This is a genomic window from Streptomyces sp. NPDC017940 (genome assembly GCF_044328435.1).
Classification (GTDB): Bacteria; Actinomycetota; Actinomycetes; order Streptomycetales; family Streptomycetaceae; genus Streptomyces.
In genome coordinates this window covers 307,395-323,676 of sequence record NZ_JBIRHJ010000001.1, presented here as the reverse complement: position 1 = coordinate 323,676, position 16,282 = coordinate 307,395, and the positions used below count along the sequence as shown (strand labels likewise).

11 protein-coding genes are annotated in these 16,282 nt (G+C 72.9%); 7 read left to right on the top strand and 4 right to left on the bottom strand.

The genetic code is table 11. From position 1 onward, the window contains the following. The first annotated feature begins 89 nt into the window (after positions 1-89). Positions 90-2,369 (top strand): heavy metal translocating P-type ATPase, encoded by a 2,280-nt coding sequence (locus tag ACH4DX_RS01375; RefSeq protein ID WP_398153571.1) that lies wholly within the window; start codon positions 90-92, stop codon positions 2,367-2,369. Between the two features lie 622 nt (positions 2,370-2,991). Here the strand turns inward: ACH4DX_RS01375 and ACH4DX_RS01370 are convergent. Beyond that, positions 2,992-4,293: a citrate synthase gene (locus tag ACH4DX_RS01370; RefSeq protein WP_398116717.1), complete on the bottom strand. Its 1,302-nt coding sequence runs from the start codon at positions 4,291-4,293 to the stop codon at positions 2,992-2,994. A 227-nt stretch (positions 4,294-4,520) separates the two neighbouring features. Beyond that, positions 4,521-6,779 (bottom strand): ATP-dependent RecD-like DNA helicase, encoded by a 2,259-nt coding sequence (locus ACH4DX_RS01365; protein WP_398153570.1) that lies wholly within the window; start codon positions 6,777-6,779, stop codon positions 4,521-4,523. Between the two features lie 296 nt (positions 6,780-7,075). On the opposite strand from ACH4DX_RS01365, the gene ACH4DX_RS01360 reads away from it, so the two are divergent. The 6 genes from ACH4DX_RS01360 (at position 7,076) to ACH4DX_RS01335 (ending at position 13,981) form a co-directional block, all read left to right on the top strand. Then, complete coding sequence (locus ACH4DX_RS01360; RefSeq protein WP_398153569.1) at positions 7,076-8,107, top strand: LacI family DNA-binding transcriptional regulator; 1,032 nt, start codon at positions 7,076-7,078, stop codon at positions 8,105-8,107. Beyond that, entirely contained in the window at positions 8,104-9,744 is a 1,641-nt protein-coding gene (locus ACH4DX_RS01355; RefSeq protein WP_398153568.1) for a sugar ABC transporter ATP-binding protein, read from the top strand. Before ACH4DX_RS01360 ends, ACH4DX_RS01355 begins: the two co-directional genes overlap by 4 nt. After that, the gene (locus ACH4DX_RS01350) at positions 9,731-11,695 is read left to right on the top strand and encodes a substrate-binding domain-containing protein (RefSeq protein WP_398153567.1); all 1,965 of its coding nucleotides are present in this window, start codon (positions 9,731-9,733) and stop codon (positions 11,693-11,695) included. The genes ACH4DX_RS01355 and ACH4DX_RS01350 overlap by 14 nt, the downstream gene beginning before the upstream one ends. Positions 11,696-11,818: 123 nt before the next feature. Beyond that, the gene (locus tag ACH4DX_RS01345) at positions 11,819-12,778 is read left to right on the top strand and encodes a ribokinase (RefSeq protein ID WP_398153566.1); all 960 of its coding nucleotides are present in this window, start codon (positions 11,819-11,821) and stop codon (positions 12,776-12,778) included. After that, positions 12,775-13,170, top strand: coding sequence for a D-ribose pyranase (gene rbsD / locus ACH4DX_RS01340; protein ID WP_398153565.1), 396 nt, complete (start codon positions 12,775-12,777; stop codon positions 13,168-13,170). The genes ACH4DX_RS01345 and rbsD overlap by 4 nt, the downstream gene beginning before the upstream one ends. A 283-nt stretch (positions 13,171-13,453) precedes the next feature. Next, positions 13,454-13,981 carry a DUF937 domain-containing protein gene (locus ACH4DX_RS01335; RefSeq protein ID WP_398116708.1) on the top strand — a complete coding sequence of 176 codons (528 nt, stop codon included), beginning with the start codon at positions 13,454-13,456 and terminating at the stop codon, positions 13,979-13,981. Positions 13,982-14,173: 192 nt separating this feature from the next. Here the strand turns inward: ACH4DX_RS01335 and ACH4DX_RS01330 are convergent, their stop codons facing one another. Together ACH4DX_RS01330 and ACH4DX_RS01325 are read right to left on the bottom strand one after the other, a co-directional pair. Next, the gene (locus tag ACH4DX_RS01330) at positions 14,174-15,019 is read right to left on the bottom strand and encodes a sugar phosphate isomerase/epimerase family protein (protein ID WP_398153564.1); all 846 of its coding nucleotides are present in this window, start codon (positions 15,017-15,019) and stop codon (positions 14,174-14,176) included. Beyond that, the gene (locus ACH4DX_RS01325; protein ID WP_398154154.1) at positions 15,016-16,113 is read right to left on the bottom strand and encodes a dihydrodipicolinate synthase family protein; all 1,098 of its coding nucleotides are present in this window, start codon (positions 16,111-16,113) and stop codon (positions 15,016-15,018) included. The genes ACH4DX_RS01330 and ACH4DX_RS01325 overlap by 4 nt, the downstream gene beginning before the upstream one ends. Positions 16,114-16,282 lie beyond the last annotated feature (169 nt).

Here is a 16,282-nt window from a genome sequence, read left to right as displayed (position 1 = left end):
CAGCACCCCGTCCGCCGGGCCCCGCGGCACGCCACCCACGGCCGCGCGGCCCGGCCCTCCCCTTTTCCGCCCGGAGAGCCGAACCCCCCATGAACACCTCGCACACCTCCGAGGTCGAACTCGCCATCGGCGGAATGACCTGCGCCTCCTGTTCGGCCCGCATCGAGAGGAAGCTGAACCGCCTGGAGGGCGTGACCGCTTCCGTCAACCTCGCCACGGAGAAGGCGAAGGTGACCTTCCCCGACGACGTGGAGGTCGGCCGGCTCCTCGCCACGGTGGAACGGCTCGGCTACTCGGCCCATGAGATCCTCCCGCCCCCGCCGGACACCGGGCACGGCGCGGACGGCGCCGGCGCCGACCGCCCCGCCACCACCGACCTCACCGAGTCCGACAGGCTGCTGCGGCGCCTGCTCGTCTCGGCGGCCCTCGCGCTGCCCGTCGTCGTCCTCGCGATGGTGCCCGCGCTCCAGTTCACATACTGGCAGTGGCTGTCCCTGACCCTTGCCGCGCCGGTCGTCGTGTGGGGCGGGCTCCCCTTCCACCGGGCGGCGCTCCTCAACGCCCGGCACGGCGCGGCGACCATGGACACCCTGGTGTCCCTCGGCACCCTCGCCGCCTTCGGCTGGTCGCTGTGGGCGCTGTTCCTCGGCACGGCGGGCGAGCCGGGCATGCGGCACGGCTTCACATTCACCATCGCGCGCGGCGACAGCTCCTCGGCGCTCTACCTCGAAGTGGCCGCGGGCGTCGTCACGTTCATCCTGCTCGGCCGCTACCTGGAGGCCCGCTCCAAGCGGAAGGCGGGCGCAGCGCTGCGGGCACTGCTCGAACTCGGCGCCAAGGACGCGTCCGTACTGCGCCCCGACGGGAGCGAGGCCCGGGTGCCGATCGGCCGCCTGACCGTCGGGGACCGCTTCGTGGTCAGGCCCGGGGAGACCGTCGCCACCGACGGCACCGTCGTCGAGGGCGCGTCCGCCGTCGACGTCTCCCTGCTGACCGGCGAGTCCGTGCCCGCCGACGTCTCGGTGGGCGACGCGGTGACGGGCGCGACGGTGAACGCGGGCGGGCGCCTGGTCGTCGAGGCGACCCGTGTCGGCGCCGACACCCGGCTGGCCCGCATGGCCCGGCTCGTGGAGGACGCGCAGAGCGGCAAGGCGGAGGTGCAGCGCCTCGCCGACCGTGTCGCCGCCGTGTTCGTACCGGTCGTCATCGTGCTCGCCGTCGCCACGCTCGGCTTCTGGCTCGGCAACGGCGCGGGCGCCGCCGCCGCGTTCACGGCCGCCGTCGCCGTCCTGATCATCGCCTGCCCGTGCGCGCTCGGCCTCGCCACGCCCACCGCGCTGCTCGTCGGCACGGGCCGGGGCGCCCAGCTCGGCATCCTCATCAAGGGCCCCGAGGTCCTGGAGTCCACCCGCCGCGTCGACACGGTCGTCCTGGACAAGACCGGCACGGTGACGACGGGACGCATGACCCTCCAGGAGGTGTACGCGGCCGACAGCACCGACGAGAAGGAGCTGCTGCGGCTCGCGGCCGCCCTGGAGCACGCCTCCGAGCACCCGGTCGCCCGCGCCGTCACGGCGGGCGCGGCCAGGCGCCTCGGCCTCGCACCGGGTGCGCTGCCCGCGCCCCTGGACTTCGAGAACGTCCCCGGGTCCGGGGTGCGCGGCACGGTGGAGGGGCACGCGGTGCTCGCCGGGCACGCCCGGTTCCTCGCCGCCGCGGGTGTCACCGGCCTCGACGAGCTGACCGCGGCCGGGGAGCGCGGCCGGGCCGCGGGCCGCACCGCCGTCCTTGTCGCCTGGGACGGAGTGGCGCGCGGACTGCTCACCGTGGCCGACACGGTCAGGGCCGAGAGCCCCGAGGCGGTCCGCGGGCTGCGCGGACTCGGCCTCGCACCGGTCCTGCTCACCGGGGACAACCACGCGGTGGCGCAGTCGGTCGCCGAGGCCGTGGGCATCGCCCCCGACGCCGTGTACGCGGAGGTGCTGCCCGAGGACAAGGCCGACGTGGTGCGCCGGTTGCAATGCGAGGGCCGGGTGGTGGCCATGGTCGGGGACGGCGTGAACGACGCGGCCGCGCTGGCCACGGCCGACCTGGGACTCGCCATGGGCACGGGCACCGACGCCGCCATCGAGGCGGCCGATCTGACGCTCGTACGGGGCGATGTGCGGGCGGCGGCCGACGCGATCCGGCTCGCCCGCAGGACCCTCGCCACGATCAAGGGCAACCTCTGGTGGGCCTTCGGCTACAACGTCGCCGCGGTGCCGCTCGCGGCCGCCGGGCTGCTCAACCCGATGATCGCCGGAGCGGCCATGGCCTTCTCCTCCGTGTTCGTCGTCACCAACAGCCTCCGCTTGCGGTCTTTCACATAGCCCCGCGATCCTTCACACTGTCTTCGCGGGACTCTCACCTCAGGAGGGATATCCGCATATGAACCCTCTTGCGCGGGTTCGATGTCATATGCAAGAGACGTAGATCACAGCGATTGCAACGTAACCATCGAGGGGGCTCGCGAGTCTAAGAGGGCGACACCTGACGGATCTTGGGGGATCCGTTCGGCGTCGGGGGACATCTTGGGGGATGTCCCTGAAGGGGGTACCCCCGGCTCCTTGGAGCCAGGGGGAGCGTTGGCCGGGGCACGTGCACCGGGGAGCTTTGAGCGGCCCTCCCGTACGCGTCCCGGCAGACCGCACCACACACTCCCGGCCGGATCCCGTGGGGGGAATCCGCACCGGGGCACAGGAAAACACCCCGACCGTCGACCCGTGGGGGGATCGACGGCGGGGTGTTTTTCCCTTCTCACCGGCGCCCGCGCCCCCTGTCCGTGGACCTCGGCGCCGCTTCCCCAGGGGCGCGGGGAACCGCGCGCCCAGCGCGCGAAAAGCCGCGGCCGCGTCTGCCGAGTTACCGAGCAGACGCGACTGCGGCTTCGTTGTGGCTGGTCGCGCGGTTCCCCGCGCCCCTTGCGGGGCGCACCCCCAGGCGGGAGCCAGGTCAGCGGGACTCCACCGGGACGAAGTCCCGGATCACCTCGCCGGTGTAGATCTGGCGGGGACGACCGATCCGCGAGCCAGGCTCCTTGATCATCTCGTGCCACTGCGCGATCCAGCCCGGCAGCCGGCCGAGGGCGAACAGGACCGTGAACATCTCGGTCGGGAAGCCCATCGCGCGGTAGATCAGACCGGTGTAGAAGTCCACGTTGGGGTAGAGCTTGCGCTCGACGAAGTAGTCGTCGGCCAGCGCGTGCTCCTCCAGCTTCAGCGCGATGTCGAGCAGCTCGTCGGACTTGCCGAGCGCCGAGAGGACATCGTGCGCCGCCGCCTTGATGATCTTCGCCCGGGGGTCGAAGTTCTTGTAGACGCGGTGCCCGAAGCCCATGAGCTTCACGCCGTCTTCCTTGTTCTTCACCTTGCGGATGAAGGTGTCGACGTCGCCACCGGTCGCCTGGATGCCCTCCAGCATCTCCAGGACCGACTGGTTGGCGCCGCCGTGCAGCGGGCCCCACAGGGCCGAGATGCCCGCCGAGATCGAGGCGAACATGTTGGCCTGCGAGGAGCCGACCAGGCGCACCGTGGACGTCGAACAGTTCTGCTCGTGGTCCGCGTGCAGGATGAGCAGCTTGTCGAGCGCGGAGACGACGACCGGGTCCAGGTCGTACTCGGCGGCGGGCACCGAGAACGTCATGCGCAGGAAGTTCTCGACGTAGCCGAGGTCGTTGCGCGGGTAGACGACCGGGTGACCCTGCGACTTCTTGTACGCGTACGCCGCGATCGTCGGCAGCTTGGCGAGGAGCCGGATCGTGGAGAGGTGGCGCTGCTTCTCGTCGAACGGGTTGTGGCTGTCCTGGTAGAACGTGGACAGCGCGCTGACCACGGAGGACAGCATCGCCATCGGGTGGGCGTCGCGCGGGAAGCCGTCGTAGAACCGCTTGACGTCCTCGTGCAGCAGCGTGTGCTGGGTGATCTCGTTCTTGAAGGTGGCGAGCTCGTCGACCTTCGGCAGCTCACCGTTGATCAGCAGGTACGCCACCTCGGTGAAGGTGGAGCGCTCCGCGAGCTGCTCGATCGGATAGCCGCGGTAGCGCAGGATGCCCTGCTCACCGTCGAGATAGGTGATGGCGGATTTATAGGCGGCCGTGTTGCCGTAGCCGCTGTCCAGGGTCACCAGACCGGTCTGGGCGCGGAGCTTGCCGATATCGAAGCCCTTGTCGCCGACAGTGGACTCGATCACCGGGTAGGTGTACTCGTCGCCATCGCCGTACCGGAGTACTACAGCCTTGTTAGCGTTCTCGCTCACGTCATCCCTCACCGACGTTGTGCCTCTTCTTCGAGGTGCCCTGACTGTCTCTACCATCCCCCATTTGGCCCTGGAGAGTGCACTCGGGGTCGACCATTGGGCCTATTGGCGGCACTCAGTGCCGCCAACCTGCTCATCCTGCCCCCTGGATCCCGGTTCCGAAAGTGCTCTGTGACCTTTCCGACTCGTTTGATCGATCAGTTGGCGCCCGTGCTTGACGGCTGCCGTCAGCCGGTCCCGGGACCGGTGAGCCGGTGGTCCAGGGCCGTCCACCGGCGGCCCGCCGAAACGGTGCGGACCGCTTGTCCCAGAGCCTTGCGCGAACCGACGAGGACCACCAGCTTCTTGGCGCGTGTCACGGCGGTGTAGAGCAGATTCCGCTGGAGCATCATCCAGGCGCCGGTGGTGACGGGGATCACCACGGCTGGGTACTCACTTCCCTGGGAGCGGTGGATCGTCACCGCGTAGGCGTGGGCGAGTTCGTCGAGCTCGTCGAAGTCGTACCCCACCTCCTCGTCCTCGTCGGTGCGGACGGTCAGCCGCTGCTCGTCGGCGTCCAGGTCCCGCACCACGCCCACCGTGCCGTTGAAGACGCCGTTCGCGCCCTTCTCGTAGTTGTTGCGGATCTGCGTGACCTTGTCTCCGACGCGGAAGACCCGGCCGCCGAAGCGCTTCTCGGGCAGGTCGGGGCGGCCGGGGGTGATGGCCTGCTGGAGCAGGCCGTTCAGGTGACCCGCGCCCGCGGGGCCGCGGTGCATGGGGGCGAGGACCTGCACGTCACGGCGCGGGTCGAGGCCGAACTTCGCGGGCAGGCGCCGGGCGGCGACGTCCACGGCGAGCCGCCCCGCCGCCTCGGTGTCGTCCTCGACGAAGAGGAAGAAGTCGCTCAGGCCCTGCGTGAGCGGGGGCTGCCCGGAGTTGATGCGGTGGGCGTTGGTGACCACGCCGGACTGCTGCGCCTGGCGGAAGACACGGGTGAGCCGGACGGCGGGCACCGGGCTCTCCTCGCTGAGCAGGTCCCGCAGGACCTCGCCCGCGCCGACGCTCGGAAGCTGGTCGACGTCGCCCACGAAGAGCAGATGGGCGCCCCGCGGCACGGCCTTGACCAGCTTGTTGGCGAGGAGCAAGTCGAGCATGGAGGCCTCGTCGACGACCACGAGGTCGGCGTCGAGCGGCCGGTCCTTGTCGTACGCGGCGTCGCCTCCCGGCTTCAGCTCCAGGAGGCGGTGCACGGTCGAGGCCTCGGCCCCCGTCAGCTCGGCGAGGCGCTTGGCGGCGCGGCCCGTGGGCGCGGCGAGCAGCACCTTCGCCCTCTTGGCGCGGGCCAGCTCCACCACGGAGCGGACCGTGAAGGACTTGCCGCAGCCCGGCCCCCCGGTGAGGACGGCGACCTTGCTGGTCAGGGCGAGCTTGACCGCCTCCTGCTGCTCAGGGGCGAGGTCCGCCCCGGTGCGCCCGGCGAGCCAGCTGAGCGCCTTGTCCCAGGCCACGTCCCGGAAGCCGGGCATGCGGTCGTCGGGGGTGCGCAGCAATTCCTTGAGGCGGCCGGACAGGGAGAGCTCGGCGCGGTGGAAGGGGATCAGATAGACGGCCGTGACGTCCTCGCCGCCGTCGGGCCCCGGCACGGACTCGCGGACCACGCCCTCCGGGTCCTCGGCGAGCTCGGCCAGGCAGTCGATGACGAGGCCCGTGTCGACCTGGAGGAGCTTGACCGCGTCGGCGATCAGACGCTCCTCGGGCAGGAAGCAGTTGCCCTGGTCGGTGGACTGCGACAGGGCGTACTGCAATCCCGCCTTGACGCGCTCCGGGCTGTCGTGCGGAATGCCGACGGATTGGGCGATGCGGTCGGCGGTCAGGAAGCCGATGCCCCAGACGTCGGCGGCGAGGCGGTAGGGCTGGTTCCGGACCACGGAGATGGAGGCGTCCTCGTACTTCTTGTAGATGCGCACGGCGATGGACGTGGAGACGCCGACTCCCTGGAGGAAGACCATCACCTCCTTGATGGCCTTCTGCTCCTCCCAGGCGGCGGCGATCTTCTTGGTGCGCTTCGGGCCGAGTCCGGGGACCTCGACGAGGCGCTTCGGTTCGGTCTCGATGACGTCGAGGGTGTCCACGCCGAAGTGCGTGGTGATGCGGTCGGCCATCACGGGGCCGATGCCCTTGATCAGCCCCGAGCCGAGATAGCGCCGGATGCCCTGGATCGTGGCGGGCAGGACCGTCGTGTAGTTCTCCACCGTGAACTGCTTGCCGTACTGCGGGTGGGAGCCCCAACGGCCCTCCATGCGCAGGGACTCGCCGACCTGGGCGCCGAGCAGCGAGCCCACGACCGTGAGCAGATCGCCGCCGCCTCGGCCGGTGTCCACGCGCGCGACCGTGTACCCGTTCTCCTCGTTGGCGTACGTGATGCGCTCCAGGACGCCCTCGACCACGGCCATGCGGGGCGCGGGGGCGCCGTCGGCGGTCCCCCGCTGTGCGGCACTCGACATGGCCCGACGCTACCCCCGCCCACTGACAACACCCCCGCCAGGGGCGCGGGGAACTGCGCGACCAGCCAGGGAAAAGCCGCGGACGCGTCTGCTCGGTGATTCGGCAGACGCGTCTGCGCTTGTCGCGCACCGGGCGCGCGGTTCCCCGCGCCCCCGGCGGGGTGCAGCAGCCCCCGATGAAGGCGCCCACGCCAGTAACGATCGGGTTTCAGCCACGGGGCAGGGGGTTGCCAGATCACCGTGTAATCGATTCCAATCCCTCGTGTAATCGATTCCACGAGGAGGTGGCATCGGCAGTGGCAGGCATCGGCATCAAGGACGTGGCCGCCCGGGCGGGCGTCTCGGTCGCGACGGTCTCGCGGGTCCTGAACGCGCACACGTCCGTGAGCCCGGCGGCCCGCGAGCGCGTGCTCGCCGCGGTGGACGCGCTCGGCTACCGGCCCAACGCGCTCGCCCGGTCCCTCAGGACGGACCGGACGCGCACGCTCGGCCTGGTCATCAGCGACGTACTGAACCCCTACTTCACCGCGCTCGCCCGCTCCGTCGAGGAGGAGGCGCGCGCGCTCGGCTACAGCATCATCTTCGGCAACGCCGACGAGCGGCCCGAGATCCAGGACCACCACATCCGCACGCTCCTCGACCGCCGCATCGACGGTCTCCTCGTCTCTCCCGCCGACGGCGGCTCCCCGCTCGTCCTCGACGCGGCGCGCGCGGGCACCCCGATGGTGTTCGTGGACCGCTGGCTCCCCGGCGTCGACGTGCCCGTGGTGCGGTCCGACGGCCGGGCCGCGGTACGCGATCTGGTCGCCCATCTGCACGGGCTCGGCCACCGCAGGCTCGCCATCATCGCGGGCCCCGCGGCCACCACCACCGGCAGCGAGCGCGTGGCCGCGTTCCGGGAGGCGCTCGCCGCGTACGGGCTCGCGCTGCCGGACGCCTACATCGGCCAGGGCGACTTCCAGGCCGCGAGCGGACGGCGCGCGACCGAGCGCTTCCTCGCCCTGCCCGAGCCGCCCGAAGTGGTCTTCGCCGCCGACAACTTGATGGCGCTCGGCGCGCTCGACGCGATCCGCGCGCGCGGGCTGCGTGTCCCCCACGACATCGCGCTCGCCGCGTTCGACGACATCCCCTGGTTCGTGCACACCGATCCGCCCGTCACGGCCATCGCCCAGCCCACGGACGACCTCGGCCGGGCCGCCGTGCGGGCTCTCACCGACTGCATCGAGGGCCGCACCCCGCAGTCCGTGACACTGCCCGCCCGCCTCGTCGTACGCGCTTCGTGCGGCGAGCACCGCACGGCGGGCACGACCCGAAGGAGTGACGCATGACTGGCCACGCCCCGGTGCGCGACAGCGTGCGGGACGCGCCCGAACTGCTGCGCGTCGAGGGCGTCCGCAAGGCCTTCCCCGGCGTCGTGGCCCTGGACGGCGTGGACTTCGACCTGCGCGGCGGCGAGGTGCACGTCCTGCTCGGCGAGAACGGCGCGGGCAAGAGCACCCTCATCAAGATGTTCTCCGGCACCCATCAGCCCGACGCCGGGCGGATCCTCGTCGGCGGCGAGCAGGTGCGCATCCACGGCGCGCAGGACGCGGAGCGGCTCGGGATCGCCACCATCCACCAGGAGTTCAACCTCGTACCCGACCTCACGGTCGCCGAGAACATCTTCCTTGGCCGGCAGCCGCGCCGCTTCGGACTCATCGACCGGGGGCGGATGGAGGCCGACGCCGCCGAGCTGCTCGCGCGCGTGGGCGTCGACGTCTCTCCGCGCGTGCGCTGCCGCGACCTCGGCATCGCCCGGCTCCAGATGGTGGAGATCGCCAAGGCGCTCAGTCTGCACGCGCGCGTGCTCGTCATGGACGAGCCGACGGCCGTGCTCACCTCCGAGGAGGTGGAGAAGCTCTTCACCCTCGTGCGCGGCCTGCGCGCCGACGGCGTCGGCATCGTCTTCATCACCCACCACCTGGAGGAGATCGCCGCGCTCGGCGACCGCGTCAGCGTGCTGCGGGACGGCCGCAGCGTGGGCCGGGTGCCCGCTTCGGCGCCGGAGGACGAGCTGGTCCGTCTGATGGTGGGCCGCTCCATCGAGCAGCAGTACCCGCGCGAGCGCTCCGCAGGGGCACGCCGGGCCGAGGGGGAGGCGCCGTTGCTGCGTGTCCGGGGCCTGACCCGCGGTGGTGTCTTCCACGACGTCGGCTTCGAGGTGCGCGCTGGTGAGGTGGTCGGCGTCGCGGGCCTCGTGGGCGCGGGCCGCACCGAGGTGGCGCGGGCCGTGTTCGGCGCGGACCCCTATGACGCGGGCACGGTGGAGGTCGCGGGCCGGGCCCTGCCGCGGCACGACGTGTACGCCGCGATGCGGGCCGGCGTGGGCCTCGTACCGGAGGACCGCAAAGGTCAGGGCCTGGTCCTGGACGCGTCCGTGGCGGAGAACCTCGGCCTGGTGACGCTGCGGGCCGCGACGCGGGCGGGGCTCGTGGACCGGGGTGCGCAGCGGGCCGCGGCCGAGCGGATCGCCGGGCGGCTCGGGGTGCGGATGGCCGGGCTCGGCCAGCATGTGCGCACCCTCTCCGGCGGCAACCAGCAGAAGGTCGTCATCGGCAAGTGGCTGCTCGCCGAGGCCAGGGTCCTCATCCTCGACGAGCCGACGCGGGGCATCGACGTCGGCGCGAAGGTCGAGATCTACCAGCTCGTCAACGAACTCACGGCCGCGGGACACGCCGTCCTGATGATCTCCAGCGATCTGCCGGAGGTGCTCGGCATGAGCGACCGGGTCCTGGTCATGGCGCACGGCCGCCTCGTGGGCGAACTCGACGCGGCCGAGGCGACGCAGGACGCGGTGATGGCGCTGGCCGTCGGCACCGGTCCGGCGACCGCGCCCGCGGCGCCCGCGGCGATCGGCGCCGCCCCCGTGGACAACGACAACACCCCTGCGGGGGACGCGAAGGAGGACTCCCGTGGCAACCACTGACACCCGGCCGGGCAGGACGGGCACCGGCGGCACGGGAGGCGGCCCCGACCTGCGCCGCATCCTCCTGGACAACGGCGCGCTCAGCGCCCTCGTGGTCCTCGTGGTCGCGATGTCGCTGCTCTCCGGCGACTTCCTGACCACGCAGAACCTGCTGAACGTCGGGGTGCAGGCGGCCGTCACCGCGATCCTCGCGTTCGGCGTCACCTTCGTCATCGTGGCGGCGGGCATCGACCTGTCGGTCGGTTCGGTGGCGGCCCTGTCGGCGACGGTGCTCGCCTGGACGGCGACGAAGGAGGGCGTGCCCGTCTGGCTCGCCGTGCTCCTCGCGGTCGCCACGGGCATCGCGTGCGGCCTGGTCAACGGCGCCCTCGTCGCGTACGGCAAGCTGCCGCCGTTCATCGCGACGCTCGCGATGCTGTCGATCGGCCGGGGCCTGTCCCTGGTGATCTCGCAGGGCAGCCCGATCCCGTTCCCCGACTCGGTCTCCCGGGTCGGTGACACGCTCGGCGGGTGGCTGCCGGTGCCGGTCGTCGTGATGGTGGTCATGGGTGTGGTCACCGCGGTGATCCTGTCCCGTACGTACATCGGCCGCTCCATGTACGCGATCGGCGGCAACGAGGAGGCCGCGCGCCTCTCGGGACTGCGGGTCCAGCGGCAGAAGGTCGTCATCTACGCGCTCTCCGGCCTGTTCGCGGCCGTCGCGGGCATCGTCCTTGCCTCCCGGCTCGTCTCGGCGCAGCCGCAGGCCGCGCAGGGCTACGAGCTGGACGCCATCGCGGCGGTCGTCATCGGCGGCGCGAGCCTCGCGGGCGGTGTCGGCAAGGCCTCGGGCACGCTGATCGGCGCGCTGATCCTCGCGGTCCTGCGCAACGGTCTCAACCTCCTGTCGGTGTCGGCGTTCTGGCAGCAGGTCGTCATCGGCGTCGTGATCGCCCTCGCCGTGCTCCTGGACACGCTGCGCAGGAAGGCCGGTGCGGGCGGCGGTGCCGTGGGCGGTACGTCGTCGGGGTCGGGCCGCAAGGGCCCGCAGGCGCTCAAGTACACGGTCGCGGCCGTGGTCGCCGCCGCCGTGGTCGCCGCGGTGTCCGTGTTCCACTCGGGCTCGTCGGGGGCGTCGACGAAGATCGGCCTGTCCCTGTCCACCCTCAACAACCCCTTCTTCGTACAGATGAAGCAGGGCGCGCGGGCGGAGGCGGAGAAGGCGGGGGTCGACCTGACCGTCACGGACGCCCAGAACGACGCCTCCCAGCAGGCCAACCAGTTGCAGAACTTCACCAGCGGGGGCATGAGGGCGGTCATCGTCAACCCGGTGGACTCCGACGCGGCGGGCCCGGCGGCGCGGGCCGCGAACAAGGCCGGCATCCCCGTCGTCGCCGCGGACCGCGGGGTGACCAAGGCGGACGTGGCGACCCTGGTGGCCTCCGACAACGTCGCGGGCGGCAGGCAGGCGGCGAAGGCACTCGCCGACAAGCTCGGCGGCAGGGGCGAGGTGGTCGTGCTCCAGGGCACGGCGGGCACCTCCGCGAGCCGCGAGCGCGGCCAGGGCTTCGCCGAGGGCATCAAGGCCTACCCCGGCATCGAGGTCGTCGCCAGGCAGCCCGCGGACTTCGACCGCACCAAGGGCCTGGACGTCATGACCAATCTGCTCCAGGGCAACCGGGGCGTCGACGGCGTGTTCGCGGAGAACGACGAGATGGCGCTCGGGGCGGTCAAGGCCCTCGGTGACAAGGCGGGCAAGTCGGTGTCGGTGGTCGGCTTCGACGGCACCCCCGACGGCCTCAAGGCGGTCGAGGCGGGCACGCTGTACGCGTCGGTGGCGCAGCAGCCCGCCGAGCTCGGCCGGATCGCGGTGCGCAACGCGATGGCCGCGGCGGACGGCGAGAAGGTCGACGCGGTGGTGAAGGTGCCGGTGAAGGTGGTCACGGCGCGGAACGTGGCACGGTTCAGGTGAGGCTCCCCGCGCGCGGCGCGTGCCGCGCGCGGGGGCACACGCTCTCGGAGCCCCCGGGGTCCCGTCCGACGGGTTCCCGCGGGGGTCCTTCCCACGGGGAAAGAACGGAAAGGCAGAACCACGATGCATGACTACGACCTGCTGGTCGTGGGCTCGGCCAACGCCGACCTGGTGACGGCCGTCGAGCGGCGGCCCGGCGCCGGTGAGACGGTGCTCGGCTCGGACCTAGCCGTCCATCCGGGTGGCAAGGGCGCGAACCAGGCGGTGGCCGCGGGCCGTCTCGGGGCGCGCACGGCGCTGCTCGCCCGGGTCGGCGACGACGCGTACGGCAGGCTGCTGCTCGACTCGCAGCGCTCGGCCGGCGTGGACACGGTGGGGGTCCTGGTGGGTGGCGCGCCGACCGGGGTCGCCCTGATCACGGTGGACCCCTCGGGCGACAACAGCATCGTGGTGGCGCCGGGCGCCAACGCACGGCTGACGCCGCAGGACGTACGGGCCGCGGCGCACCTCTTCGAGGCGGCCCGGGTGGTGTCGGTGCAGTTGGAGATTCCGCTGGAGACGGTCGCCGAGGTGGCGCGGACGCTGCCCGCGGGGACCCGGCTCGTCCTGAACCCGTCGCCGCCCGCCCCGCTGCCGGACGAGGTGCTCGGCGCCTGTGATCCGCTGGTGGTGAACGAGCACGAGGCGCGGGTGATCCTGCGCGGGGCCGGCGCCGAGGTGCCGGACGAGCCCGAGGACTGGGCGCGCCGGCTCCTCGATCTCGGCCCGCGGTCGGTGGTGGTGACCCTCGGCGGTGCGGGCGCCCTCGTCGCGGGCCCGGACGGGACGGCGCGGGTCCCTTCGGTGCAGGTCGACGCCGTGGACACGACGGGTGCCGGGGACGCGTTCACGGCGGCCCTCGCGTGGCGTCTCGGCGTGGGCGAGGACCTGGAGACCGCGGCGCGATACGCGGCGCAGGTGGGGGCGCTCGCGGTGACGCGGGCCGGGGCGCAGGTGTCGTACCCGTCGGGTGACGAGGTGGCGGCGCTCGGCGCGGCGGGCGGGTCGGCGGGCGGACCCGTGGACGGGTCGGCGGCTCGGTGAAGAAGGCGGGGATACTCAACCGCCGTCTCGCGGGCGCGGTGGCGGAGCTGGGGCACGGTGACCGGGTCCTGGTGTGTGACGCGGGGATGCCGGTTCCCGCGGGGCCGCGGGTGGTGGATCTGGCGTTCGTCGCCGGGGTGCCGTCGTTCGCGCAGGTCCTCGACGGGCTGCTCGCGGAGCTCGTGGTGGAGGGCGCGGTGGCGGCGCGTGAGGTGCGGCAGGCCGGTCCGGGGACGGCGGCGCTGCTGGAGCGGCGGTTCCCCGGGGCGGCGCTGCGCCTGGTGTCGCACGAGGAGCTGAAGGAGCGCACGGCGGGGGCGCGGCTCGTCGTCCGTACCGGGGAGGCGACTCCGTACGCGAATGTGTTGCTGACGTGCGGGGTCTTTTTCTGAGGTGACGGGGGTGACGGGGCGGCCGGGGTGACGGCGGCGGCTGAGCCGGCCGGGGTGACGGCGGCGGCAGACCGCGGGTATTTCGAGGGGGCCCTGTCCGTCGACCGGGCCCCCTCGGTTTCCCTCCCCTTGTCAGTGCTCCGCGGATCCCCCCGGATCCCCCTCCAGAGCTTCTGACACCCAGTACGACCCGCGTGGTGGGGGAAGGGTTGCACGGCTTCGGCAAGTTCCCCCGGAAGATTTCGGCGTGCCGACGAACCACCCCGGACGTAGCGTTTCGCCCATGAGCGAGCAAACCTCATTCGAGCAGGACGTACTCACCGAGCTGGGCGACGACCGGCTGCGCGAGATCGCCGATGTCATCGGCACGGACCCGGCGGGTGCCAAGGACGTCGTGGGCACCACGGTCTCGACGCTCTCGGGCAGTCTGCGGGACAAGGCGGAGACGGCGGATCCGGCGGAGGCCGACGAGGTGCGGCAGGCGTTCGCGCAGGAGGCCCCGCTCCAGGGCGTGGCCACGCTGGGGGGTGGGCTCGGCGGTCTCCTCGGGGGCGGCATGATGGCGGGGATGCTCAGCAGGCTGAGCAAGCCGGTGGCGCAGGCGGTCGCCAAGAAGACGGGGCTGCCCGCCGGCACCGTGGTGCGGGTCGTGGAGCTGCTGATTCCCGTGGTGCTCACGGTGCTCACCAAGCGCGCCCAGAAGGCGAAGCCCCCGGGGACGGCCTCCGGCGCGCCCGGGGCCGGGAGTGGCCCCGCGGGTGGCGGGCTCGGGGATCTGCTGGGGCGGATTCTGGGGGGCGGGGGCCGGTAAGTAGGCGGGGGCCGGTAAGTAGGCGGGGGCCGGTAAGTAGGCGGGGGCCGGAAGTAGGCGGGGACCTTCGCGGGGCGCCCCAGGCCCGCCCCTTCACCGTGGCCAGGGGCGCTGCGTTCCCTGGATCCCAGCCTTCTCTCGGCGCTGCGCGCCTCGTCCTCGAACGCCGGACGGGCTGAGTGACCGGCGCCGTCAGCAGGCGTGGGCCACGAAGCGTCGTACCGTGTCCGCAAGGACCTCGCGTCCGTCACCCGCCCACAGCGCGTCGTTGAACAGCTCGACCTCGACGGGCCCCCGGTACCCGGCGGACCGGGCGAGGGCGCGCCACGCGCGGAAGTCGATCGTCCCGTCACCGAGCGGCCCGCGCCCGGTGAGGACGCCGTACGGCAGGGGCGTGGTCCAGTCGGCGAGCTGGAAGGCGTGCAGCCGCCCCGCGGCCCCGGCGCGGGTGAGGGCGGCGGGCGCCTGGTCGTCCCACCAGACGTGGTAGGTGTCGACGCACACGCCGACCTGCTCGGCGGGGAAGCGTTCGGCCAGGTCGAGCGCCTGACCGAGGGTGGAGACGACGCAGCGGTCGGCGGCGAACATGGGGTGCAGGGGTTCCACGGCGAGGCGGACGGCGCGGTCGGCCGCGTAGGGGGCGAGGTCGGCGAGGGCGTCGGCGACGCGTTCCCGGGCGGCGGGCAGCGAGCGCTCACCGGCCGGGAGACCGCCGCAGACCAGGACCAGCGTGTCGGTGCCGAGGGCGGCGGCCTCGTCGACGGCGGCCCGGTTGTCGGCGAGGGCGCGGGCGCGTTCGCCGGGGTCGACGGCGGTGAGGAAGCCGCCCCGGCACAGGGTGCTGACGTGCAGCCCGGCCGCCCGCACGAGCTTCGCGGCCGCCTCGACCCCGTACTCCCCGACGGGCTCGCGCCACAGCCCCACCCCGCGGACGCCCAGGTCGGCGCAGGCGGCGACCAGGTCGGGCAGGGAGAGCTGCCTGACCGTCATCTGGTTGATGCTGAAGTCGGCGGGCGCGCGGGGCGCGGGGGGTGTCATGGGGTGGCTCCGTAGACCTTGAGGAGCGAGCGCATGCGGTACGCCGCGAGGTCCGGGTCGGGGAACAGGGACAGGGCGTCGGCGAGTTCGTGGGCCCGGACGAGGTGCGGCAGGGAGCGGGCGGACTGAAGGCCGCCGACCATCGTGAAGTGCTCCTGGTGGCCCGCGAGCCAAGCCAGGAGGACCACGCCCGTCTTGTAGTAGCGGGTGGGGGGTGCGAAGAGGTGGCGGGCCAGTTCGACGGTGGGGTCGAGCAGGTCGCGGAACGCCTCCGTGTCGCCGCCGTCCAGGGCGCGCACCGCCTGCGCCGCCACGGGCGCCAGCGGGTCGAAGACGCCGAGGAGCGCGTGGCTGAAGCCGTGGTCGTCGCCCCCGACGAGCTCGGGGTAGTGGAAGTCGTCGCCGGTGTAGCAGCGCACCCCGTCCGGCAGGCGGCGGCGCAGCCCGACCTCGCGGTCCGCGTCCAGGAGCGAGATCTTCACGCCGTCCACCTTGCCGGGGTGGGCGGCGACGACCTCGAGGAAGGTGTCGGTGGCCGCGTCGAGGTCGTCCGTGCCCCAGTAGCCCGCGAGTGCCGGGTCGAACATCGGGCCGAGCCAGTGCAGGATCACGGGGGCGCTCGCCTGCCGGAGCAGATCGGCGTACGTCGTCAGATAGTCGTCGGGGCCTTGGGCCGTGGCGGCGAGGGCGCGCGAGGCCATCAGGATCGCCTGCGCGCCGGTGTCCTCCACCAGCGCGAGCTGTTCCTCGTAGGCGCGGCGCACGTCGGCGAGCCCGGGCGCGGGCGCGGTCAGCTGGTCGGTGCCCACACCGCAGGCGATCCTGCCGCCCACCGCCCGCGCCTCCGCGGCCGAGCGCCGGATCAGTTCGGCGGCGCCCCGCCAGTCCAGGCCCATGCCGCGCTGGGCGGTGTCCATCGCCTCGGCGACGCCCAGGCCGTGCCGCCACAGGTGCCTGCGGAAGGCGAGCGTCGCGTCCCAGTCGAGGGCGGCGGGCCCGTCCGGGGACACGTCGGCGCGCGGGTCCGCCACCACGTGGGCGGCGGCGAGGACGGTGCGTGAGCGCAGCGGCGCCGCGGACACCGGGCGCGGCAGGGAGACGGCCGGGTTCGCGGGGTTCTCCGGGGCGAAGGCCGCGGGGTGCACCGGACCCTGCGGACCGAAGACCGCCGGGTTCGCGGGACCCTCCGGACCGAAGACCGCCGGGTGCACGGGAGCCTTTGGCCCCTCGCGGTGCGGGGCGCGGCCCCCGGTGGGCTCCGCG

Coding starts and splice junctions, on each gene's coding strand:
- ACH4DX_RS01365 (WP_398153570.1), bottom strand. CDS start 6,779: ATGTCGAGTGCCGCACAGCGGGGGACCGCCGACGGCGCCCCCGCGCCC.
- ACH4DX_RS01345 (WP_398153566.1), top strand. CDS start 11,819: ATGCATGACTACGACCTGCTGGTCGTGGGCTCGGCCAACGCCGACCTG.
- ACH4DX_RS01330 (WP_398153564.1), bottom strand. CDS start 15,019: ATGACACCCCCCGCGCCCCGCGCGCCCGCCGACTTCAGCATCAACCAG.
- ACH4DX_RS01335 (WP_398116708.1), top strand. CDS start 13,454: ATGAGCGAGCAAACCTCATTCGAGCAGGACGTACTCACCGAGCTGGGC.
- ACH4DX_RS01355 (WP_398153568.1), top strand. CDS start 8,104: ATGACTGGCCACGCCCCGGTGCGCGACAGCGTGCGGGACGCGCCCGAA.
- ACH4DX_RS01375 (WP_398153571.1), top strand. CDS start 90: ATGAACACCTCGCACACCTCCGAGGTCGAACTCGCCATCGGCGGAATG.